A 21,692-nucleotide genomic window follows, 5' to 3' on the forward strand; every position below is an offset into this window, starting at 1 on the left:
TGTGACATCTACTCGAGATAAAGCGAAAAATAACAAACGGACACAAGACTTTTATCTAGATGCCTGCCCGCCCCAAATCGTTTTGAAAATCAAAAAGCCAAAAATAAGGAAGAAATAGGGTTTACAAATAAAATTAACAGATATAACCTGTCGACAGACGACTAACGATAGATGCAAAACATATGAACGATAATTCATTTACTGACGAGCTAAACAACCTTAAGAAACAATCATTGAGTAAGACGGTTGAAGAACAGCTCGAAAAGATGATTCTTTCAGGTCAAATTGCTCCTGGAGAGAGAATAAACGAAAGCGCTTTATCTGCGTCACTTAACATCAGCAGAGCGCCTATTCGTGAAGCCTGCCGCCATATGGCCCAATATGGTATGGTTGAAAACCGTGTCGGTAAAGGGACTTTTGTTTGTCAGGTGGATTATGGTGAAGCTGTAGACCTTTACGAAGTACGAGGCATGTTAGACGCCCTCGCCGCGGAAAAAGCCGCTGTTTTAGCAAGTGACGATGAAATAGAACAACTTCAACAACTGGTGATGAGAATGGAAACCCTCTCACAAAATGGCGATGCACCAGAATATTTTGCCGCTAACTTAGATTTTCATCAAACCATCATGGCCGCCTCACAAAATAAATCTCTGTTTAACATGTACCAAGTGATTTATAAAAAGTTGTCTTTGTTTCGTAGAAAAAACCTAGCTGAGACTGAACGTTTACGAGCATCATTTGCAGAACACGAGAAAATATTCCAAGCAATCAAAGCAAAAGATCCTCATCAAGCTGCGCTTCTGTCACGGCAGCATGTAGAAGAAGCCAAGAAAAACCTACAGCACTAATGAGCGATAAAATAAAAAAATTTTTGATTCATTAGTCTGTCGACAGGCGACAGACGACTAAAGGAGAAGAAAATGACTATTCAGCAAAACCCATTTGTTGACGTGCCAAGTGACTCAACTATCACCAAGGCTGCGGCTAATTTCATTGAACAAGTAACTTATGATCAGATACCAGAAGAAGCGATCCGCATTGGTACCCGCTGTGTTCTAGATGGTTTAGGTTTGTATGTAGCAGGAAGTGATCATGAAACCGCGACTATTCAAGCCGCGTTAGCGGATGAAACCGGTGGCATTTCGGATGCTCTACTGCTCGGTTATGGCGATAAAGCAGTGCCAGCACCTCTTGCTGCTCGCGTATTAGGAACCGCAGGCCATGCACACGATTGGGATGATTCCCAAGTTAGTCTTGACCCTGACCATGTTTATGGTTTGCTCACTCACCCGACTATTCCACCACTTACGTCAGCAATGGTTATGTCTCAAAAGCTTGGCAATATTTCAGGCAAAGAGTTTATCTTGGCATTTCTTACAGGCTTTGAGGTCGAATCAAAACTGTCTGAATGGATGTTCTCACAACATTACAAACGCGGCTTTCATTCAAGCGGTACAGTGGGCACTTTTGGTGCTTTTGCTACCGCCGCAAAACTGTTGAATTTAAGCGGTGATAAGTTACTCCATGGTTTAGGTTTGGCTGCTAGTTTTGCCGCCGGCATCCGTTGTAATTTCGGCACCATGACCAAACCCTTGCATGTGGGTCGAGCAGCTGAAAACGGTATTACTGCCGCATTAATGGCAGAAAAAGGTTTCACTGCAGACAAGTCTGCACTAGATGGTCCATGGGGATTTTTTGCTGTGCTTGGCGGTGGCGTAAGCATGGATAAAGTCGCGAATGAAACCTTTGGCAAACCTTGGTCTATTGCTGAGCCAGGCATTAGCATTAAACCTTACCCATGCGGCGTTTTAACCCATCCGACCATTGATTTAATGGTGAAGCTTGTCAAAGAAAACCAGCTAAGCGCAGAAAAAATTGAAAAAGTTACTGTTTACGCTGGTTCGAATATCCTCAACCCAATCCGTTACCCGATTGCTAGCAATCACCTTGAGGCAAAATTCTCATTACCAGCAGTACTCGCTATGGTCGCGATTAACGGCAAAGCAGGCAAAATCGAATTTGAAGATGATTTTGTACAAAGTGATGCCATGCAGGCTATGCAACGGGCTATCGAAACACGTTTTGACGCAGAAATAGAGGCGAAAGGCTTCGATAAGATGCGCTCTAGAATCGAAATTCAACTTAAAGATGGCACTAAAATCAGCGAAATGGCAGACGAGCGCTATCGTGGCGGACCTGAAAACCCACTAACCGATGCTGAATTAGAAGATAAAGTTCGCAGCTGTTGTGAAGGTGTTTTAGATAGCAGCGCAACGAGCAAGATAATTTCAAGAGCATGGAATCTACTTGAGCTAGAAGACGTATCGACTCTCGCTAAATCCATTCAGACTGGATACTAATGAGTCAGGATAGGAAATTTAAAATTCAATAAAACATCTAAAACTAGAATAAATATAAGAGGTATAAAACGATGTTACTTAAAAAAATGATAGCCGTATGTACTTTTGCTGTTTCAGCTTTAACTATAACGCCAGCAATGGCTGCTTACCCAGAAAAACCAATTACATTAGTGTGTTGGTCTAGCCCGGGATCTGGCCATGATTTAATGGCACGCTATATTGCCAAATTGGGTGAAAAATATATTGGCCAGCCTATTGTAGTGGTTAATAAAAAAGGCGGTAAAGGTAAAGTTGCAATGAGTTATGTGCTTAATCAGAAAGCCGATGGTTATGTCATCATGACAAATACTCGCAGCATGACTAAGCGCTTAAAACCAACAGGTGGATCCATTGCTATTGATAGCTTTAAGTATATTAGCCGCGTGGTACAAGACCCCTTTGTTATTGTTGTAAAAGAAGACAGTCCTTTTAGTACAATGTCAGAATTAGTCACATACGCTAAAAATAACCCAAACAAAATTAAAGTCGGAGGATACAGTACTCAATCAGTAGATGAAGGGTTAGTTCATGACATAGAAAAGATTTCTAACATTAATCTTAACTATATTCCTTATAAAGGCGGAAAAGAGCCTGTAGTGGCTGTATTAGGAGGGCACATTGATGTGGCTATCGCGAACCCAAGCGAAATGATGACCAGTTTTCAGGCGGGAAAACTTAAAGCATTAGCAGTCACAACAGAAGATAGATTCAGCCCATTTGATGATATTCCTACGCTGAAAGAGCAAGATATCAACAACGTGACGGTTCATTGGCGTGGTGTCATGGCTTCTAAAGATGTACCCGATGAAGCAATTAAAAAGCTTGATAATATGATCCAAAAAGTATTAGAAGAACCAGAATTTAAGAAGTTTCTTAATAGTTCGAACATGCTTTCTGGCTATATTGGCAGTGATAAATTCGGTGAATATGTAGCACAGCAAACAAAAAAATAATTTTTGTTCTGTAAGGAAGAGGTCTTCCTCTTCCTTTGTTATTTTACCGAGGAGAACCCCATGAATAATAAAATAAAAATATTTCACCATGATCGTATTTTTACATTACTGCTTATCGCTATCGCAGTTATATTTTTCTATATGATCGGAAAAATATCTGACACCCCAGGAACAGGTGAATTAGCAACGGCGACTTACCCAAGAGTTATATTGGGCGCCTTTATTTTTATTGCCATACTGCAATTTGTCTTTCCTAAAAAAGGCGATGAGAAGCCAGTTTCCTTTCCTATTAAAGGGTTACTTTCCATCTTATTAATTGCCGTATACATTTATCTGCTTGATAAGGTCGGTTATTTCTTACTAACGCCATTAGTACTTTTTATCCTCCCACTTCTTGCTGGTTACCGTCAGTATCTAGCCATTGCCATCAGCGTTATTTTTGTTACCGCAGTATTGTATGGGATTTTCAAATTAGTACTTAACATCCCATTACCCGCTGGCTTTTTAGGAGCATAAGACAATGATTGATAATTTACTGTTAGGCTTTTCAACCATTGCCACCTTCCCTGCCCTTTTCGCCATCGTCGCTGGTGTCTTAATCGGTATTATTTGTGGTGTGTTACCCGGTTTAAGTGCATCAACCGCAGTAGCATTAATGGTGCCATTTACCTTTGGCATGGACCCAGTGGTTAGTATTGTGCTGCTCGTTTCTGTTTATTTAGCAGGTGAATACGGTGGATCTATTACCGCCATTGCGATTGGTGTACCTGGCACGCCTGCGGCCGCGGCGACCATGCTCGATGGTTACGAGCTAACCAAACAAGGTAAGCCTGGCCTTGCCCTCACCACATCTGTGGTCGCTTCCAGTATTGGAGGCATGATAGGCGCTATTATTCTGTTTTGTTTTTCCGAACCATTGGCCAATGTCGCCTTATCGTTTGGCGCGCCAGAATACTTCGCATTAGCCGTTTTTGGTCTCGCTATTATTTCCAGTCTTGCCAGTGACAACCTTAAAAAAGGCTTTATTGTCATGTTTATTGGCCTCTTTTTAAAGACCATTGGCTTAGACCCTTTTAGCGGTGAAGAGCGCTTCACTTTTGGTGTGCCTAAGCTAATGGATGGGCTTGGTTTTATTCCAGCACTGATTGGTTTATTCGCAATGGCTTCGGTATTTACTGATATTGATAAAGCCACGGCCAAAAGTAGAGCCATTGCATTATCTTTTGCGATGCCAAAAATCCGTCAACTATTATGCATGTGGAAAGTTTATTTACACTCCTCTATTCTGGGCTCCATTATTGGAGTATTGCCAGGTGCGGGTGCCACCATTGCGTCTTTTATTTGCTACAACGAAGTAAAACGGTTTTCCAAGAAAAAAGATCAATTTGGTAAAGGCTGCTTAGAAGGCGTCGCCGCTCCAGAATCCGGTAATAACGCCGTGGTCGGCGGCTCTTTAGTACCACTTCTTACTTTGGGTATTCCCGGTTCAGGAACGGCCGCAGTGCTTATTGGCGCACTCATGCTACATGACATTCAGCCTGGCCCTTTATTGTTCCAGACTAATGGCAACATAGTGTATGGGATTTTTGCAGGGTTATTTGTTGCCTGTTTAGCACAGTTATTTTTCGGATTAATTGGGGTGCCAGTTTGGATAAAAGTGATTTCAGCGCCAAAAGCATTATTGCTGCCAGTCATCGCTTCTATCTCAGTTGTAGGTTCTTACAGCTATAACAACAGCATTGTTGACGTTTGGGTAATGCTAAGCTTTGGCTTATTAGGTTATTTGCTGAAGAAGTTTCATTACCCTGTTTCGCCAATCATATTGGCTTTGGTTCTGGGTGGTATATTAGAAGAAAACTTCCGTCGCTCATTAATGATTTCAGAAGGTGATTTCTCCATCTTTGTGACTCATCCTATTAGCGCAGTCTTGCTTTTATTTGCTGTACTCTCTTTGCTGAGCCCGGTTTTATTCAATCGTCTCGCCAAGGTAAAAAGCTAATATTGGCTATGACATGCTTCCAACGAATCGTCTGGCCTAGGTAAAAACCTCCCTCCTAAAAGTATCCTGACTCTTTCTTCTGTCATCCATAAACAGAAGAAAGAGCAAGGGTAGCCTCAACTAAATTGCACAGATTGTGTTCCTTCTTATTATGGCTTTTGTATATACTTAGTTTTCTGTCCACTATTAAGGAATCCAGCCTAATGAAGATTCTTCCTTCACTTCTACCAGCCATGCTAGTGTCTGCTTTTTCTGTCAATGCCAGCGCCGCAAGCTGTGGTTCTTTTACCATAGCGGACATGAACTGGAATTCCGCGAGTTTGATTGCGCATATTGATCAATTTATTCTTAACAATGGATATCAATGTGATGCCGAACTGATTCCTGGTGACAGCGTGCCTACTGGCATCTCAATGATCGAGAAAGGCCAGCCCGATGTGGCGCCTGAGCTTTGGACCAACAGTGTCAAAGAAGCCTTAGACAAGGGCGTCGCTGATAAGCGTTTGCGCTATGCCGGAAAAGCATTAATAAATGGCGGTGAAGAAGGTTTTTGGGTTCCTGCTTATCTTGTCAAACAGTACCCTGAAATGGCAACCATTGAAGGTGTGATCAAGCACGCAGCGCTATTCAAACACCCAGAAAGTGAAACCAAACACGCGTTTTATAGCTGCCCTGCTGGCTGGACTTGCCAAATTACCGCAGAGCACCTTTTTAATGCTCTAAAACTGGCTGATTACGGTTTTGATATGGTCGACCCAGGTTCCGGTGCGGGATTAGCAGGCAGCATTTCTCGAGCTTACGAACGCCACCAACCTTGGTTTGGCTATTACTGGTCACCCACACCGGTATTGGGCAAATACCCTATGGTCAAAGTGGATTTCGGCACCGGTGCGGACGTAGAGGAATACCGCAATTGCACCACGCAGCCAAATTGCCAATCACCAAAAGTGACCATGTACCCACCTTCTCCGGTATACACCATCACCACAGAAGCTTTCGCCCAAAAAGAACCTTTGGCCTACGCTTACTTTGAAAAACGTGGTTTTACTAACCCACAGATGAGCAAGTTATTGGCCTGGATGGAAGACAATCAAGCGGATGAAGAAACCGCCATGTATTACTTTTTAGAAACGTATCCAGAAATTTGGAAAGCGTGGGTGTCGGCTGACACCGCCGAAAAGGTAGAAAACGCGTTATAAAATCCGATTAGACAAACATCATTAAAGCCTGAGTAGCGTAAAAGCCACTCAGGCTTTTTATTATCACTGACTCAGCAAATACGCTAAAATAGCCGAAATATTAAGGTGTTAACTCACCTACTTGAACGAAAATAAGCTCAGCACAGGACGTGCTAATACTCTTTGAGGTAACAAGAGATGACCCGCGTTTTGATCTTATTTGGGCTGCTGTTTACACCATTCGTGTATGCCCAATCGATCGTAGTAGATCGCATTATATCTGTATACGACGCCGACACCTTTCGAGTCGACATTGATAGTTGGCCACAGATCATTGGCAAAAACATGTCGATTCGAGTGAATGGCGTCGACGCCGCCGAAATCCGTGGCAAATGCCCAAGCGAGAAGTTGCAAGCCAAAATGGCTCGGGACTTTACAAGAGCGTTTTTAAAGAAGGGGCATTTAATAGAACTAAGAGGCATGAAGCGCGGTAAGTACTTTCGCTTGATTGCCGATGTTTACGTGGATGGAAAGTCACTCTCAAAAGAGTTGATTTCCTTAGGATTGGCTCGCCCTTATGATGGTGGCCATAGAGACGGATGGTGTTCAACCAATACGAAAGATAAACACCTGTAGCCCATCTTGGTCGACAGGTGTTTATGTTAAGCGACGGCATTAAGCTAAAGAAGACAGCGGTTAGTGCTTGTACTCAGCTTTTAGCTTGGAAAAGTAATCTTCCCAGCGAATGTGCTCTCGCCCTGCCGCGGCGGCGAATTGACTAGGGTTATCAGATTTACCTTCTAAAATACCTTGGTAAATGCCCGCTATCACAGTACCAAGAAAATCCCCTAGCTCGGCAATTCGGTTCTCTTTAAACGCTTCAACCGTCATCGCTTGATACACCAAGTTGGCATCAAACGCCTCGTTCATAAAGTCCACCAATTGGGATTGGGTAATCGATTCACCATTGAGGTTATAGGTGTGACCCTTGTGTTTATCTTCTAGCAGCATTTTTGCATAAGCGTAGGCCAATTCACCGCGGGTGGTATAACCACACTTGCCTTCCCCAGCACAGTTAAAAATACTGCCCGCTTTTTTGTAGTTTTCGATGTATTCAATGTCTGGCTCAATATAAATGCCATTACGGCCAATCACCCATTCTAAACCACTTTCACGCACATCTTGCTCGGTCTGACGATTGCTTTGAATCACGGGTGAAAACGCGGTATTTTCTTCTGCTCCCTGCACACTGGTGTAAACGATTTTTGTTACTCCAGCCTTCTTTGCTGCAGCGATCACATTTCTATGCTGACCTATGCGTTTATCAGGTGCGTCCATACCAGAAACAAGCAACAAGGTGTCAACCGATTGCAGTGATGCTTCGAGTTGTGCCAAGTCATTGTAATCCCCTGGTCGTACTTCCACGCCCAAGTGTTGTGCTTTTTCAGGCGTTCTTGCCAAAGCAATAATATTCTCTTTCGATGTTAAGGATAACAAGGCGTTAACAATGGCTGCGCCTAACTGGCCACTGGCTGCGGTAACGGCAATTTTCATTTTCTTTCCCCTGTTTTGCTGATAATCAGTCTTTGTAAAAGTGTATTTTAGTTTACTCATCTTGCTTGTTCATTTGCTTACGAAGCGCTATTAGCTGCGCAAAAAACGCTCTATTTTCGGTTTTATTGTCATTGTAATGACAGTCGACAAGGTTAACGCCACCGGCAACGCCGCCAATAATCCATTTAACCAGCCATGATAAAATGCAGAAAGGTCATGAAAGCCAATATTGTTAGCCGCTGTGCTGAACGCCATAAAAGATTCCATGACACACGCCATGCCAACGCCAACGATCAAATTGCGTTTGTTCTCCCGCATTTTGGGAGTGAGCTTTTCTACCAGCTTAGTGACCAAGGCCATCAAAATAAACCCTGCTGGCATCACGGTAAACAGCGCGGTTATAAATGAGGTTAACCAGCTTAAGAAAAAAGTGTCGGTAAAGCCAATATTTCGATACGTCATGATGCCGGTTAAAGAACCACCTATAAGGGTCATTACCCCTAAAACAAGGGCGATTTTATGCAATAAAGGGGTTTTCTTTTGTTCTAATTCTGGAGCGGATGCAATCGTTTTAATGGTCATTTTAAAACCCAACCTTGAATTCAATAGATAAGTGATTGATAATATCAACCATAATATACACATGATTGATAAAGTCAACTAATTCCAAGAGAGAGCTTAGATTGCCTACTAACACATCACTAGAAAACCTATTCCACCTGGTGCACGCACTGAAACAACAAATGCATCGACACATTGAGGAGCTTGGCTTAAATATTACCGCGATGCACATACGTACCATCAGCATCATTAATGACAAAGGGTCTTGCACAGCCAGCGAGGTAGCCAGCTTCTTACAGCGCGATAAAGCTCAAATAACCCGTTTGCTGAACGCGCTCATCAAAGACGATTTAATCACTAAAGAAAACAATCCTGACGACAAACGCAGTCAATGTCTGCGTCTTACCGAGAAAGGTTTGCATTTGCTAAAGCAAATAAAAGGCATTGAAAAGACCATCTTCAAGATGATGTCGAACGGCATGTCAGAGGAGACATTAGAGGGCTTTCAGCAAGTTACCAAACAACTTACTCGCAATCTTACTGGCTAATCACAAGTGCCTGTCTGATCATTCTCGATCTAGTAACGAGATGACCTAGACAATGGTGTCAATCATGTCACGAAAGATAATCAGCAATTGGCACGTCATCAATCTGATCTGGGTTCATGTATTCTTGAGCGTAAACCAGATAAGCCTTCGATTCTAAAAACAACCGGAAGATATCAGGGTCGATATGCTGGTTGGTTACCATAGAAGACATGATTTTAATGGCTTCGGACAGTTTTTTACCTTTTTTGTAGGGTCTATCTACTGCTGTCAGTGCTTCAAATATGTCGGCTACGGCCATCATTCGAGAAACGGGCGACATGTCATCTCGGGTTAACCGTTTAGGATACCCAGTTCCATCCATTTTTTCGTGATGGCCACCAGCAAGTTCAGGCACAGACTTTAAATGCTTCGGAAACGGCAACTTATCCAGCATTTTTATGGTTTGAACAATGTGCTCATTGATCTTGTAACGGTCTTCTGGTGTCAACGTGCCACGCTGAATTGAGAGATTGTGCAGTTCCCCTCGATTGTAAAGAAATTCAGGCACATCCATTTTGAACCCCCATGGATTACCTTCTGGTAATTTTTCTGAGTCAGGTCGCTCAAAAAGATGTTCTGGCCGGTCAGCAAGTAATGGCTCTTTGACCGGCAATGTGGGAGCTGCTGTTCTATTTTTCCTTTCTAGTTCTTCATGGGAAATGCCAATACGATCGTCGAGGGTTCGAGTCCAGGTTTTTTGCGCAATGCTGTCCATGCGGCCTTGTTTGCTTTCATCCAAATACTCTCCTCCTTGATTCAACTTGGCCACAAATGCAAAGTCATCATCCAGTTGAGCCAGCGTTTCATGCAACGCCGCGTCGTCAACCACAATGGCGTTCTTATCCAGTGTACTGCGCAAAAATTGAATCTCTGTCTCACGCTTGATCACTTCTACTCGCATGCGAATCTCATGAATTCGGTCGTAAATGGTTTCCAGTTTCGTGGCTTTATCGATCACAAATTCAGGGGTAGTGATTTTGCCACAGTCGTGCAACCAAGCCGCGACGTGAATCGCTTCCCAGTTATCTCGAGATAAACTGAAGTTTGCAAATGGTCCTTCTTTGGCGTCATTCGCGGCGTTTGCCAGCAATTTGGTCAGCTCTGGGACACGAGCACAATGCCCGCCAGTGTATGGGCTTTTCGCATCGATGGCCCCCGCTATAAGCTGAATAAAACTCTCAAAGAGGTCTCGCTGGGCGGCAATCAGTCGTCGAGCTTCCACCGACACCGCCGCTGAACCAGACAAGGCCTCAGTGAATCGCATTAGCGCCGGGTCTATGCTCTCTTGTTCGAAAAGCAATATGACACCGACGAGTTCGTTTGTTCTGTTAAATAACGGCGTGGCCAATAAATAGGATGGCGGAGTCTCTAAAGCTTGGCTCAGCTCACCTAAGCCCATTTGTTCAAGCTCTGCATAGGACACCTTAATATTCTGTGCGGCTTTATGTTCGACGGCGCGCACAATTAATGAGTCGTCTAATGACAGCTGGATAGGAGGAATGTTGACGTCAACGTGTTTTTCACTCGCAATTCGGGATGCAAATGACACCAGCGACCCACCTTCACTATCGGTTAAGTAAAGCACCCCTGCTTGGGTTTCCGTGGTGGCGATGATCTCATCCAGCAATTTAACCAAGAGTGTGTTGAAGTCTTCTTCTGCCGCGATCGTTCTGTTGATATCAAGAAAACGAGAAACAGTGACCCTCAATCGATCAACCGTGTCGGCTAATTCAGACGCCTCCTTTACCCTAGAGCTTACGGTAATAGGTTGAGTAAAATCGAAAGAAGCCAATTTTTGCACATCTTTAGATAACTGGCTTAACGGTTTGGTAATTTGGCGGATTATCAGAATGCCAAACGGTATAAACAGACCAATAATGATTAAGATCACCATGCCTTGGTCTCGAATGATCTTACGTGTTGTGGCGAATAAATTGTCTGCCGGCACCGCAAGCAATAGACGCACTTCTGTCCCCGTCCCAAAATCTAACGACCTGCTGGAAACAACCCACTCCCTTCCCTCTGATTCCACCATGCCATGGCTGTATGGCCCAGACAGTCCTATCTCACGAGCAGCAGTACTTAAGGTGGAGGAGCTTAAATTGGATATGTTTTTGCGAACTATCGTACCCGCAGAATCTTTCTCGATTAATTGAGACAGATCAGAATACGCGATCAAGGTGCCATCACTTTCTGTGATGGCAATTTCAGAGTCTGGCGTCAATCGCAGGTTTTGTACTTCGGATGCAAGCTGATCGACGGTGGCATCAAATCCGACAACAGAAGAAGCGCTCACGGATCGTTGCGATATGGTGACCCCAATTTCTCCTGTGGTAAAAAAGGTGTATGGACCACTGGTGACTGAATTTTTATCGCCTTCACTGGACTGAAACCAAGGCCGCTCACGAGGGTCATAAATATAGTCTGGCTTTGGGCGCACCGCCTGCAAACGAAGGTTTGCATCGTACAATCGATATTCCCCGACCCGGTTGCCATTCACATCTAACGTAATCGTTTGAACCAAGTATCTCGTGGCATCCTTTAGATGAAACATCGAACGCATGTCATTGTTGTCTATTTTTCTGACGAGAAAAAACTCTCCATTCGCGTAGCCGACGTAGATATTGCGAATGGTGGGGTTGCTTTTAAGCGCTTCAGCCAACACGGGCAACCTGGACAGACGAGTACTTAGATCGGACGCAACCGTCATTTGATCATGGATCAATATGCTGAGTTGCGATTGAACCGGTTCGGTTAATCTTCGAATTCGCTCACGGACCATCACCCCAATCGTATCAAACTGCTCTTCGAGCGCCGCCGTTAAAGCATTATTGACGCCTTTATAGCCAAGCACTGAAACGGTACTCGTAATGGCAATTGCAAGCGTAACGCTAGCCGCAATAAGCAAGGTTTGTACGGAAACAAGAAACTTTTTTGGTTTGCGGTGTGGCATGAGAAAACAATCCCTTTGATTTTCGTGCTCAAGGCATGTGCAATATGTAAGTGTTAGTATTAAGTCATTTTTTTGCTTGAAATGCACAAAAAAACCAAATATTTCTGACGTTTTAATCCTAATGTGCATTACTATTAATTATTTTTTGCATTTTTGAAGGCTTCTCTATGCGCTCAAAAGTTCTGGTTTTCACCTTATTCTGGGCATTAATCTCACCCGCATCGGCGGATCAATTTGGGTGCGATGATGGCGTTATTTCTGTTGGCGTTACCCAATCTGGAGTGATGTATCAGGACGGACGCGGGATAGACCCAGACCTTCTTAGAGTATTAAGCAAGATAACCCATTGTGAATTTCAGCTAATCCCCATTGCCAGAGCAGATGCTTTTGGCCTAGTAAAGCAAGGAAAAATAGACCTTGTTCCTAGCGTCACTCGGGAGCCTCTTCGAGAGTCTTTTGCCTGGTTTATTCCCTACTATGAAATCAAGTTCTTACTCTTAACCAATGCAAATAGACTCCCCGCTGTAGCGAATCTAGAACAATTGAAAAATATCGAAGGGGCCAGCATCGCAAAAGCGCTAGGCAGTGGCTACGGAAGTTATTTTAATTACCATTTATCTGAGATGGCGGCACTCGGAATGGTACGTCTTTATGCGGATTATGGAGAAACCGTCAAAGCGTTATTAAACGAAGAGGTAGATGCGGTATTGAGCCTGCCGCAAATTTACCGTTTTTTCTTTGCAGAAGGAAAAGAACCCTTCCCAATAAACATTATTGATGTCTCCCCAGCTACACCAACAACTGTTTCGTTAATGCTGGGCAAACACCGTTTCTCAAGCCCGCAAGTGGCCAACTGGCTTAGAGTAATGGAAACCTTACGCTTAGACGGAAGACTGCAAACTATTATGGAAAATTACGTATCCACCAATGAGGCAGCCGCTATGTTAGGAGCAGATCCACACTAAAATCAGCCCTTTCTCCCGAAAAATGGAACCAGTTCGGTTCCATTTTTCTTTAAACCAACTTTGTATTCAGGCTCACTTACCAATCAAACGATAAACAACTATATTAGTTTGACGTGATGTCGTATTTGCCATTGGTGCGAATATAGATAGTCGCACCAGTACTTGAAACAGAAATACCATGTTCAAATTTCCCTGTTGAACCAAAGTAACTGCCTGGCGCCAGTTCTTTCTTTTGTTTTGTTTCTGCCGATTGGTAGCTCACGTCACCCTTGATCACAACCGCACGAAACTCTTTTGCATTAACGTCAATTTTGCCTTGATAGCCAGCGGGTAATTTCACCATAGAGCCACCTAGCTTGCCGACTTTATTACTGCCCCACAAAGAGCTTATTTCTACATTTTTACCGTGGATTGATTTAACGTCAGATTTATCCAGCCAAACAATGTTTGATTCCGCTAGGTTCAATGGTTTTTCACCGTTATCGAAATGCTCATCAGCAGGCTGTACCAGGTAAGGACCTCTGTCGATCTCTAAATAGATCATGTTATCTTGGCCTTCTGCCGCTGTAACATGTGTCTCACCGGCTGGCTGAGTCCAAAACGACCCTGCTGGCATCCACATCTCTTCCGCTTTTGGGTCATCGTTATGCATTAAACCCTCAATAACAATCGCACGGTAAGTAATGTTATGAATGTGCGGTGGCGAGGTAAAACCTTTTTGAAACTTCACTAACATACCCGTTTCCATATCTTTGGTACGATCTCCCCAAAGGTCGGTTGCGCCTGGGCTTTGATCACCACGTAATGGGTTTAAATAGCCCCAATTAACCTCATTGGCAGTAACCAATTGAGAATGTGATGGTATCTCATCAGCGTAGGCGGAAGAAAAAATGCCCATTAGAGCAAGGGTTAATGTGGCTTTAACTAATTTCATAAAGGGTAACTCTCTGTTAAGTAATTTAAACACGACCATCTTAGCCTTTTGATTAATTTGAAAAAGATGGCAAACAGAGAAAGATTGTTAAGCGTTTTTTGATAATACGCTGGGAACTTTTTGAAAAAAGTACCTTCTTGTTCCTAATGGTTAAGGTTTAGCCAAAAAAGTGCTGGAACAAGCGACCACAAAGACTATTTACGAAACGCCGCAAGACCAAGCTCGATGACCTGCTTTAACACTTGGATAGTCTGACGATTTTTTGCCATTACCCCTAGTCCATATTGCATAGTTTGGATGTAGTTCGCGTAGGATTGAGGCGACATTTTATTTTCTAAGTTGCCATTGGCAATCTCTGCTTCAAAAAACTGCGCTAGCATCTTGATACTGTTTCGATTAAGAGATTCCACCGCTGCAATGGCTTCTTCTGGCAAGCTTCCTTCGTTCACTTCACAGGTACTATTAGTTATAAAGCACCCTGCTGGGCATCTTGTGTCAGTAATTCTATCGGCGATATTAAATAAATAAGGTTGTAACTTTTCAGCAGTATTTTGGGCTGATGCATTGAGCAAACGTTGTCGGTTAGGTTGTCCATATAGGCGGGCATAATGATTCACCGTCTCAATAAATAGTGATTCTTTGTTTTTAAAGGTGCCATAGAGACTGGACTTATTGATCCCCATTGCTTCTGTTAAATCACTGAGTGAGGTGCCATGAAAACCTTGCCGCCAAAACGTATACATTGCTGCTTCGACCGCATGTTCTAGGTCAAAGCCCCGATTTCTTCCTACACTCATTTTTACCTCAGTTGTCATTTTACAATCTTGACATTTTGAAACGCTCAGTACAGAATGTCAATTATGAACCGATCAGTCCAGAATAGACAGTTATTTACTCCCACGACTAAATTACTCAGTAACGACTTAGAAATAGATTACTAGGCGCAGATTCACTTACTTATTACATACACTTAAAAGGGTTTCACTATGGATTTTCGAAAAACACTTCCACTGACGCTTGCACTGTTAGGTGCTGTCGGTAGCTCAGCAAGTATAGGCAAGGCATTGGACTTAAAATTTGCAGGCGCTCTGGAATTTTCAGACCAAGGGACTCTCTTTGTCGGCGACAATATTAATGGTGCCATTTATGCTTTTGAAATAAACAATAAAACCGCCGTCAACGATGTGCATCCAATCAAAATTGATGATATCGACGTGCGCATTGCCAACTTGTTAGGTGTTGGTAAAAACGCCATTGAAATAAACGACATGGCCGTGCACCCAGTGACACATGATGTGTATATATCTGTGTCTCGTATTGGCAACCAAATTGCCAAACCTGCGATTATTAAAGTGGCACAAGACGACAGCATTCAATTAGTAGATCTGAACAAGCTAAAGTTTTCAGAACAGAAACTTGCCAATTACCCAGATCAAACAACCAACTTTCAAGTGCGCGGCCTAATGGGAATGCCACCAACAGCAAAAGACATTGCTAAAGGGGATGTAAAACTAAGTTCGCTGGCAATTATGGACATCTTGTACCATGACCATCAGCTATATGTGTCCGGTGTTGCTTATGACAACTTCTTGTCGACACTGCGCAAAATGCCATATCCATTCACCGGCACGCAAAACACCACAAGCGTTGAAATGTATCATATTGCCCACGATCAATATGAAACTCGCGCTCCGATACGCTCTATGTCTATCCAAAAAGTAGATGGTGTCGACCAAATGGTAGCGGCCTATACCTGTAGCCCAATCGTATTAATTCCTTTAACAGACATTAAAGACGGTGCCAAAATCGCGGCGCACACCATTGGTGATATGGGGAACGGTCAACCTATCGACATGATTCCATACACCTTCAAAGGAAAAAAGATGCTGTTTGTGACCAATAACAGCCGCTCTCCTCAAGTTATCCCAGTCGATGGTTTGAATAATGCTCGTACCGTCACAGACAAAGACTTTGCTCGCGGACCTAAAATGGATCTGGGGCCTGTGTTACCTTACGGACCAGTCGGTGAAATGGTGATGTTTGAAGGGGTATCCATGCACATGGACTTGTTAAGTGACAAGTACTTCGTTTCTATTACTCGCGATACGCAAACAGGCGGTTTAAACTTGGATTCAAACCCAACCTTCTTCCCAAATCGCGTGCACAACCTAGTCGCCGAATACGATTTCCCTCAGTATCAGCAAGAGCACAAAAAACAGGCTGAATAATAATGACCTACGCTAGATCAACTAGCATGGTGGGCATGGCTAACGCCATGTCTACTCTGCTTTTCATCCTAATACTATCTGTGGTTGCCCCCCTCGCAGAGGCTCAAAAAGGTTCAGTAAGCTTACCGACAACAGAAAGCCAAACGCTTTCTATTGCCTTAAATCGTCTACCCAAAGATGCAATAAGCGGTGATATTGCAGACTATTTGAGTGTGTTTGTTGGTACCAAAGATACTTGTTGTGAGCAATCAAACCCAATTGCAGGTCGCTATCACCATGATGATACGCGAGCCTATTTCACGCCCTATTTTGAGTTTGTTAGAGGCCAATCGTACGTCGTAGAGACGAAAGAAATAACCTCAGAGCAAGGGTTACAGGCTCATTTATATGAGTTCAAACTTACTGCAGCCGTTCCTAAAACGGCAAAAGTAACGCAAATCCAGCCCAGTTCCTCTCGAATCCCTGAAAACACCCTACGCTTTTATCTGTATTTTACTCAGGCGATGAAACCCAATGTGGCATTTAACTATATTAAATTAGTGAATGCTGCAGGCGAAGAAGACAACGCCGCTTTTATGAAGTTTAAGCAAGAGCTTTGGAGCGCGGATAGAAAACGATTAACCCTATTAATGGATCCAGGTAGGATCAAGCGCGGCGTTGAGACTAACCTCGAGTTAGGCCCAGCTTTAGAGTCGGGAAAAAAATATAAAATTGTCGTGAAAGCGGGCTGGCCGACGGCGAGTGGTAACCAAACTTTGCTTGGTTTTTCTCACTCTTATCAGATATCCAATGCTTTAAGAACACTACCAGATGTGAAAAAGTGGACGATTACTGCTCCCAAAAGAGGCTCCTTACAGCCACTTCGCATTCAGCTGGATCGTTTGTTCGATTACCAATTATTGCACTCCAAAATAGCCTTATATACACCCGATGGGGATAAGATTTCAGGTCAAATTGACCTTGATGAAGAGCATCAAACATGGCAATTCACACCTGAAAGACAGTGGCATACAAAACAAGTTATGTTGTCAGTGGATGCAAAACTTGAAGATGTGGCTGGTAATAATTTCAAGGATGTCATGGATCATCCAGTGGGCGATAAAATCCATCAGATTGATTCCATTGAGCGTTCCATCTTACTTAAATGACTAAATAGCCCTTAACAAAATAACACCCTCACCCATCAAGAATGTCCATATTTGGGTAATTAGATTGGAGAATCAGATTGGTGAGAGTGTTTTTTCCTGTAGTACTCGTTAGTAAATACGTCTCGGTCTAAATAACGCTGTGTGTGTTAAGGCACAGCGCTTGTTACTTAAGTTGCAGACTGTGCCAGAGGAGTATGCAGGCCTTCCACAATATTAACCTCTACCAAGTCTCCTGCTTTTTGCAACAACTTCGCCGATTCAGGGCTCAAATGACGCAAATACAAGGTTTTATTCAAGGCTTTGTAGCGTTCACCAAGACCATGCACCGCTTCAATACCTGATTGGTCACAAATACGTGCGTGGTTAAAATCAATATAGGTCTTAACTGGGTCTTGATGTGGATTAAAGCCTTCTTTAAATGACGTGATTGAACCAAAAAACAAGTTGCCCTTTAGATGATAAATCTTTGCGTCCGCTTCTTCCTCACTGGTTACTCGGATTTCTTTAGCGGAGTTCCAAGCGTACACCAATGCAGATATCACAATACCTATGCCCACTGCCACAGCAAGATCAAGTACAACTGTCACCGCTGAAACCACCACAATAATGAAAATTTCAGACTTAGGCACTCGTCCAAACAAACGTAAAGATGACCATTCAAATGTCGCAATCACCACCATGAACATGACGCCTATCAAGGAGGCCACTGGAATCATCTCGATCAAACCTGGGAAGAACAAAATAAAAATCAGCATAAAAATAGCCGTCGCGATACCTGAAGCACGACCACGGCCGCCAGAGTTTAGGCATACCATACTCTGGCCAATCATGGCACAACCACACATACCACCAAAAAGACCACTCAAAATATTACCCGATCCTTGTGCTATGGATTCACGATTGCCATGACCACGGGTTTGCGTGATCTCATCGATCAATGACAAAGTCATTAGCGTTTCTATTAAGCCCACTGAGGATAAAATAAGGGCTAATAAAAACACCGTCACTAAAGCATTTCGAGTGTTGGAGTCGGTTAAATCCCAACTAATATCAGGCAAATGCAAGCTTGGTAGTGTGCCTTTTAAGCTACCATCCAGCGGGTCAACGTCTGTCTTTTCGCCGTCACGAACCATACGCTCTTGATCTGCTGCCCATTTGGCCTTGATCTCAGACATTGTCGGTCGGTCCGCTGCCGTCGCCTGTGCTAACTGAGCATAGTCACCGTAAGGAGCTTGGTCTTTAATAGCATCAAAACGCTCATTGATTATCTCCTTCTCAGTCATGGATACTCGCTGATCCAATACCACTTGGCTAACCAACTTGGACTCTAGCGGTGTAAAGGTCACTAACAAGGTACACACGGCAATGGCTGCCAAAGGGGCTGGTATCGCTTTAGTGAAACGCGGCAAGAAATACACAATGGCCATAGTGAGTGCAATAAGCCCCATCATGGTTAACATTGCAGGGCTGGTAAGTTGCATCCAATCCCCAGCATAGGTAAACATATCGTGCGTTTGGTCATAAACGACATGGGTGTTTTCTTTGAACTGGCCAAATTGAGCCATGCCGATCACAATCGCCAAGCCATTAACGAACCCGAGCATCACAGGATGCGGCAATAAACGGATAAACTTACCCATTTTTAAGGCCCCAAACACCACTTGCAGAATACCGGTTAACACCACAGCGGCTAATAAATATTCCAGACCAAACATAATGATAAAGGCGGTGGTCACGACAGCCATAGAGCCTGCCGCTCCTGAGATCATGCCTGGTCGCCCACCAAAAACAGCGGTGATAAAGCCAATAAAAAACGAACCATATAACCCCATCATAGGGTCAATACCAGCAACAAAGGTAAAGGCAACGGCTTCTGGAATGAGCGTGAGCACAGCGGTTAAGCCCGCTAGCACATCATTTTTCAAATTGGCACGCCGCCTAGTAATTAAATCAAACATAGATTTCCTCAATGAACACGAACCCACAATAAAAGGCACAACACGCCTATTTTGGTGTACGAGTTAAAAAATAAGAATAAATGACCTGTGAGTGACAGGTATTAAGAGATAAGCCGGTTGATTGCATTGCTTTAAGTAACTTAAGCCATTGCAGCGAAAGAAGAACAAGACAAATTAAAACCGCTTAAAATGAGAGAGTGTGCTTTTACGCGGCGCATTTTAAGGGGATTTTGCGAAGGAAATTAGCCAATGGATAGGTAAAACACTTTATATTTTTTATTAACAATAAAGCCTTTACAGCCATATTTATGAGAATTTAAAAGTAACTATATAGTCGCTCGAGTGGGCGCAAAATGTTTAGCGCTTCCCATGAAGCGCAAAACATTATTAGGATATTGCTATTATGCTGGCTGGCGCGTTGCACAGATCACGATTTCGCGGATACAAACGCCTTGTGGCTGCTGGTAAGCGTATTCCACTGAACGGGCCACATCATCCGCTGCCAATGCACCACCCATACCGTCTTTCCAGTCTTCATAACCATTAATAATCTCATCTGAACTGGTATGGGAAAGTAATTCTGTTTCTACTGCGCCTGAGGCAATCGTCGTTACTCGAACATTGGCGCTCGCCACTTCTTCTCGAACGTTTTCTGAAACCGCATGCACTGCAAATTTCGTCCCGCAATAAGCCGCATGGCTAGGAAAGGTTTTACGGCCCGCAATAGAGCTAATGTTAATAATAGTCCCTGTGTTACGGGCTTTCATTGGTGCTAATACGGCTTGCATGCCATTCATCAAACCAATGACATTTACATCGAACATGGTTTTCCATTCTGCTGGGTCTTGCATGTCCAACTCACTTAATCTCATTGATCATGCATGGCTCCAAAATATCTCGGCCTATTTAGACCATCCATAACGCTCTTTTATTACTCAAAACAATCCATAAACACACTGAAATTATATTACAAAAATTAAAACTGTTTTGCTAACAGCCTCGTTTATTAACAATAAGAAAAGGAATAAATTAACTCTATTACGACGCTAACCCGCATTTAATTAGAGGAGTGTTACAAGATGTCTTTAAATTCATTACAGCAAGCACGGGAATTACAACTCCCAACTCGAGAAGCAATGTTGCAGCGCTCACCCTCTGCACAAATGTTTTGGGATAAAAATAGACAATTACTTAAAAAAGCATGGCAAGAATGGGAAACAAGCGAGCAAGATCGCCTTTTGCCGATTGATGATTCTCTTATTGATAGCACGCTGCGAGATGCTGTCACAGAGTCTTGGAAAGACCCATTACAAGAAACAAAAGTTGCTAACTTGATGCATGAAATTGCACCCGATGTGTTTGAATTTCAACTGTTTGACCCAAAGCGTCTTGCGGACTTACGCCACTACCTTGACGCCGTAGCGGACGCAGAGATTCCACTGCGACCACCCTATGGCATCGTCTTAAACCGTGGCGGAGCAATGTTGGATGCCCGTTCTGAAGGCTATCTGGCGGCACCAAAATTTCAAGATTTGTATCAAGAATTACTGGATAAATACATGCGCCCAATCGCACGCTTATTGTTCCCTGAAACCATGGGCTATGACGGGCAAACGTTTGGTTTCTCGATTCAATATCGTGCCGATACCGACACCTCATTGCGCCTGCACACGGATGCATCAACCGTCACATTAAATGTAAACCTTAATCTACCAGGGGAAGCATTTACTGGCTCTGAAGTGGACTTTTATGACTCCATGACAGGCAAAATGAATCGCTATGTATTCGCACCAGGTGTAGCGGTTATCCACCGTGGTAACGTGGCACATGCTGCGCACCCTATCACCTCAGGTAAGCGTACAAACTTTGTTTTGTGGCTTTATGGTAAGCATGGTCAAACCCCATCTCATCATGCCCCACAACAGTTGACCGACCCACAAGTGCGTTGGACAACACCGGACCAAACACCTGACAGCATGGCGCCTTTCTAAGGCGTCATTACAAGGCGCTTAACAAGACACCCACGCTAAGAAGTCCGCTGTTACGCTTCTTACGGTACAAACCTCAGTCATAAAAGGTCGTTCTAACCCTGTTAGTACGGCCTCTTTTTTGCCTGTAAACACACCCATTTTCAGCACACACGATAAGCTAGTTTAACAAGACACCCATATTAAGAACCTTGTATTAACGAGCTTTTGTACCGCTACGCATAACACACTATTCACTAAGAATTTAACCAGACACCCATGCTAACGGTGCGTTCGAAGAGATACAT

At 43.5% G+C, this 21,692-nt stretch carries 19 protein-coding genes; 12 read left to right on the forward strand and 7 right to left on the reverse strand.

Translation table 11 applies throughout. The annotated features are described in order from the left end of the window. Positions 1–182: 182 nt before the first annotated feature. The 7 genes from E0D71_RS14130 to E0D71_RS14160 all read left to right on the forward strand — a co-directional run bounded on the left by E0D71_RS14130 (position 183) and on the right by E0D71_RS14160 (position 7,165). Positions 183–848, forward strand: a complete 666-nt coding sequence (locus tag E0D71_RS14130) for a GntR family transcriptional regulator (RefSeq protein WP_133003968.1) — start codon at positions 183–185, stop codon at positions 846–848. 72 nt (positions 849–920) lie between these two features. Then, on the forward strand, positions 921–2,360 hold the full coding sequence (locus E0D71_RS14135) for an MmgE/PrpD family protein (RefSeq protein WP_133003969.1): 1,440 nt from the start codon (positions 921–923) through the stop codon (positions 2,358–2,360). 71 nt (positions 2,361–2,431) lie between these two features. Beyond that, positions 2,432–3,352 carry a tripartite tricarboxylate transporter substrate binding protein gene (locus tag E0D71_RS14140; protein ID WP_133003970.1) on the forward strand — a complete coding sequence of 307 codons (921 nt, stop codon included), beginning with the start codon at positions 2,432–2,434 and terminating at the stop codon, positions 3,350–3,352. 60 nt (positions 3,353–3,412) lie between these two features. Then, a complete protein-coding gene (locus E0D71_RS14145) occupies positions 3,413–3,868 on the forward strand; it encodes a tripartite tricarboxylate transporter TctB family protein (protein ID WP_133003971.1) in 456 nt (151 codons plus the stop codon). Positions 3,869–3,872: 4 nt separating this feature from the next. Continuing rightward, positions 3,873–5,351, forward strand: coding sequence for a tripartite tricarboxylate transporter permease (locus E0D71_RS14150; protein ID WP_133003972.1), 1,479 nt, complete (start codon positions 3,873–3,875; stop codon positions 5,349–5,351). A gap of 203 nt (positions 5,352–5,554) precedes the next feature. Further along, positions 5,555–6,550, forward strand: a complete 996-nt coding sequence (locus E0D71_RS14155) for an ABC transporter substrate-binding protein (protein WP_133003973.1) — start codon at positions 5,555–5,557, stop codon at positions 6,548–6,550. 177 nt (positions 6,551–6,727) lie between these two features. Next, positions 6,728–7,165 (forward strand): thermonuclease family protein, encoded by a 438-nt coding sequence (locus tag E0D71_RS14160; protein ID WP_133003974.1) that lies wholly within the window; start codon positions 6,728–6,730, stop codon positions 7,163–7,165. A gap of 60 nt (positions 7,166–7,225) precedes the next feature. On the opposite strand, the gene E0D71_RS14165 is transcribed toward E0D71_RS14160, so the two are convergent. Together E0D71_RS14165 and E0D71_RS14170 are read right to left on the reverse strand one after the other, a co-directional pair. Continuing rightward, the gene (locus tag E0D71_RS14165) at positions 7,226–8,083 is read right to left on the reverse strand and encodes an SDR family oxidoreductase (protein ID WP_133003975.1); all 858 of its coding nucleotides are present in this window, start codon (positions 8,081–8,083) and stop codon (positions 7,226–7,228) included. Positions 8,084–8,173: 90 nt separating this feature from the next. Further along, a complete protein-coding gene (locus E0D71_RS14170) occupies positions 8,174–8,665 on the reverse strand; it encodes a DUF2798 domain-containing protein (RefSeq protein WP_133003976.1) in 492 nt (163 codons plus the stop codon). Between the two features lie 101 nt (positions 8,666–8,766). Between E0D71_RS14170 and E0D71_RS14175 the strand changes: the two genes are divergently transcribed. After that, entirely contained in the window at positions 8,767–9,192 is a 426-nt protein-coding gene (locus tag E0D71_RS14175) for a MarR family transcriptional regulator (protein ID WP_207923413.1), read from the forward strand. A gap of 67 nt (positions 9,193–9,259) precedes the next feature. Here E0D71_RS14175 and E0D71_RS14180 read toward each other — a convergent pair whose 3' ends face one another. Continuing rightward, positions 9,260–12,184: an HD domain-containing phosphohydrolase gene (locus E0D71_RS14180; RefSeq protein ID WP_165943011.1), complete on the reverse strand. Its 2,925-nt coding sequence runs from the start codon at positions 12,182–12,184 to the stop codon at positions 9,260–9,262. A gap of 167 nt (positions 12,185–12,351) precedes the next feature. On the opposite strand from E0D71_RS14180, the gene E0D71_RS14185 reads away from it, so the two are divergent. After that, positions 12,352–13,149: an ABC transporter substrate-binding protein gene (locus E0D71_RS14185; protein WP_133003978.1), complete on the forward strand. Its 798-nt coding sequence runs from the start codon at positions 12,352–12,354 to the stop codon at positions 13,147–13,149. A gap of 103 nt (positions 13,150–13,252) precedes the next feature. Here E0D71_RS14185 and E0D71_RS14190 read toward each other — a convergent pair whose 3' ends face one another. Further along, positions 13,253–14,083, reverse strand: coding sequence for a DUF4437 domain-containing protein (locus E0D71_RS14190; RefSeq protein WP_133003979.1), 831 nt, complete (start codon positions 14,081–14,083; stop codon positions 13,253–13,255). Positions 14,084–14,277: 194 nt separating this feature from the next. Beyond that, entirely contained in the window at positions 14,278–14,898 is a 621-nt protein-coding gene (locus E0D71_RS14195; protein WP_133003980.1) for a TetR/AcrR family transcriptional regulator, read from the reverse strand. Positions 14,899–15,069: 171 nt separating this feature from the next. On the opposite strand from E0D71_RS14195, the gene E0D71_RS14200 reads away from it, so the two are divergent. After that, on the forward strand, positions 15,070–16,311 hold the full coding sequence (locus tag E0D71_RS14200; protein WP_133003981.1) for a hypothetical protein: 1,242 nt from the start codon (positions 15,070–15,072) through the stop codon (positions 16,309–16,311). 2 nt (positions 16,312–16,313) lie between these two features. Beyond that, positions 16,314–17,459 (forward strand): hypothetical protein, encoded by a 1,146-nt coding sequence (locus E0D71_RS14205; protein ID WP_133003982.1) that lies wholly within the window; start codon positions 16,314–16,316, stop codon positions 17,457–17,459. Positions 17,460–17,626: 167 nt separating this feature from the next. Here E0D71_RS14205 and E0D71_RS14210 read toward each other — a convergent pair whose 3' ends face one another. Both E0D71_RS14210 and E0D71_RS14215 read right to left on the reverse strand, forming a co-directional pair. After that, complete coding sequence (locus E0D71_RS14210; protein WP_133003983.1) at positions 17,627–19,417, reverse strand: SulP family inorganic anion transporter; 1,791 nt, start codon at positions 19,415–19,417, stop codon at positions 17,627–17,629. Between the two features lie 401 nt (positions 19,418–19,818). Then, on the reverse strand, positions 19,819–20,289 hold the full coding sequence (locus E0D71_RS14215; RefSeq protein ID WP_133003984.1) for an SDR family oxidoreductase: 471 nt from the start codon (positions 20,287–20,289) through the stop codon (positions 19,819–19,821). 207 nt (positions 20,290–20,496) lie between these two features. On the opposite strand from E0D71_RS14215, the gene E0D71_RS14220 reads away from it, so the two are divergent. After that, positions 20,497–21,408, forward strand: coding sequence for a 2OG-Fe(II) oxygenase (locus tag E0D71_RS14220; RefSeq protein ID WP_133003985.1), 912 nt, complete (start codon positions 20,497–20,499; stop codon positions 21,406–21,408). Positions 21,409–21,692 lie beyond the last annotated feature (284 nt).

The sequence above is a fragment of the Marinomonas sp. KMM3893 genome, assembly GCF_004352855.1.
Taxonomy (GTDB): Bacteria; Pseudomonadota; Gammaproteobacteria; order Pseudomonadales; family Marinomonadaceae; genus Marinomonas; species Marinomonas arenicola.

What these genes read in the sequence shown, in the direction of transcription:
- E0D71_RS14210 (WP_133003983.1), bottom strand. Translation starts at nt 19,417, where the DNA reads ATGTTTGATTTAATTACTAGGCGGCGTGCCAATTTGAAAAATGATGTG.
- E0D71_RS14180 (WP_165943011.1), bottom strand. Translation starts at nt 12,184, where the DNA reads ATGCCACACCGCAAACCAAAAAAGTTTCTTGTTTCCGTACAAACCTTG.
- E0D71_RS14140 (WP_133003970.1), top strand. Translation starts at nt 2,432, where the DNA reads ATGTTACTTAAAAAAATGATAGCCGTATGTACTTTTGCTGTTTCAGCT.
- E0D71_RS14190 (WP_133003979.1), bottom strand. Translation starts at nt 14,083, where the DNA reads ATGAAATTAGTTAAAGCCACATTAACCCTTGCTCTAATGGGCATTTTT.
- E0D71_RS14145 (WP_133003971.1), top strand. Translation starts at nt 3,413, where the DNA reads ATGAATAATAAAATAAAAATATTTCACCATGATCGTATTTTTACATTA.
- E0D71_RS14170 (WP_133003976.1), bottom strand. Translation starts at nt 8,665, where the DNA reads ATGACCATTAAAACGATTGCATCCGCTCCAGAATTAGAACAAAAGAAA.
- E0D71_RS14185 (WP_133003978.1), top strand. Translation starts at nt 12,352, where the DNA reads ATGCGCTCAAAAGTTCTGGTTTTCACCTTATTCTGGGCATTAATCTCA.
- E0D71_RS14165 (WP_133003975.1), bottom strand. Translation starts at nt 8,083, where the DNA reads ATGAAAATTGCCGTTACCGCAGCCAGTGGCCAGTTAGGCGCAGCCATT.
- E0D71_RS14220 (WP_133003985.1), top strand. Translation starts at nt 20,497, where the DNA reads ATGTCTTTAAATTCATTACAGCAAGCACGGGAATTACAACTCCCAACT.
- E0D71_RS14200 (WP_133003981.1), top strand. Translation starts at nt 15,070, where the DNA reads ATGGATTTTCGAAAAACACTTCCACTGACGCTTGCACTGTTAGGTGCT.
- E0D71_RS14130 (WP_133003968.1), top strand. Translation starts at nt 183, where the DNA reads ATGAACGATAATTCATTTACTGACGAGCTAAACAACCTTAAGAAACAA.
- E0D71_RS14195 (WP_133003980.1), bottom strand. Translation starts at nt 14,898, where the DNA reads ATGACAACTGAGGTAAAAATGAGTGTAGGAAGAAATCGGGGCTTTGAC.
- E0D71_RS14155 (WP_133003973.1), top strand. Translation starts at nt 5,555, where the DNA reads ATGAAGATTCTTCCTTCACTTCTACCAGCCATGCTAGTGTCTGCTTTT.
- E0D71_RS14160 (WP_133003974.1), top strand. Translation starts at nt 6,728, where the DNA reads ATGACCCGCGTTTTGATCTTATTTGGGCTGCTGTTTACACCATTCGTG.
- E0D71_RS14205 (WP_133003982.1), top strand. Translation starts at nt 16,314, where the DNA reads ATGACCTACGCTAGATCAACTAGCATGGTGGGCATGGCTAACGCCATG.
- E0D71_RS14150 (WP_133003972.1), top strand. Translation starts at nt 3,873, where the DNA reads ATGATTGATAATTTACTGTTAGGCTTTTCAACCATTGCCACCTTCCCT.
- E0D71_RS14215 (WP_133003984.1), bottom strand. Translation starts at nt 20,289, where the DNA reads ATGAGATTAAGTGAGTTGGACATGCAAGACCCAGCAGAATGGAAAACC.
- E0D71_RS14135 (WP_133003969.1), top strand. Translation starts at nt 921, where the DNA reads ATGACTATTCAGCAAAACCCATTTGTTGACGTGCCAAGTGACTCAACT.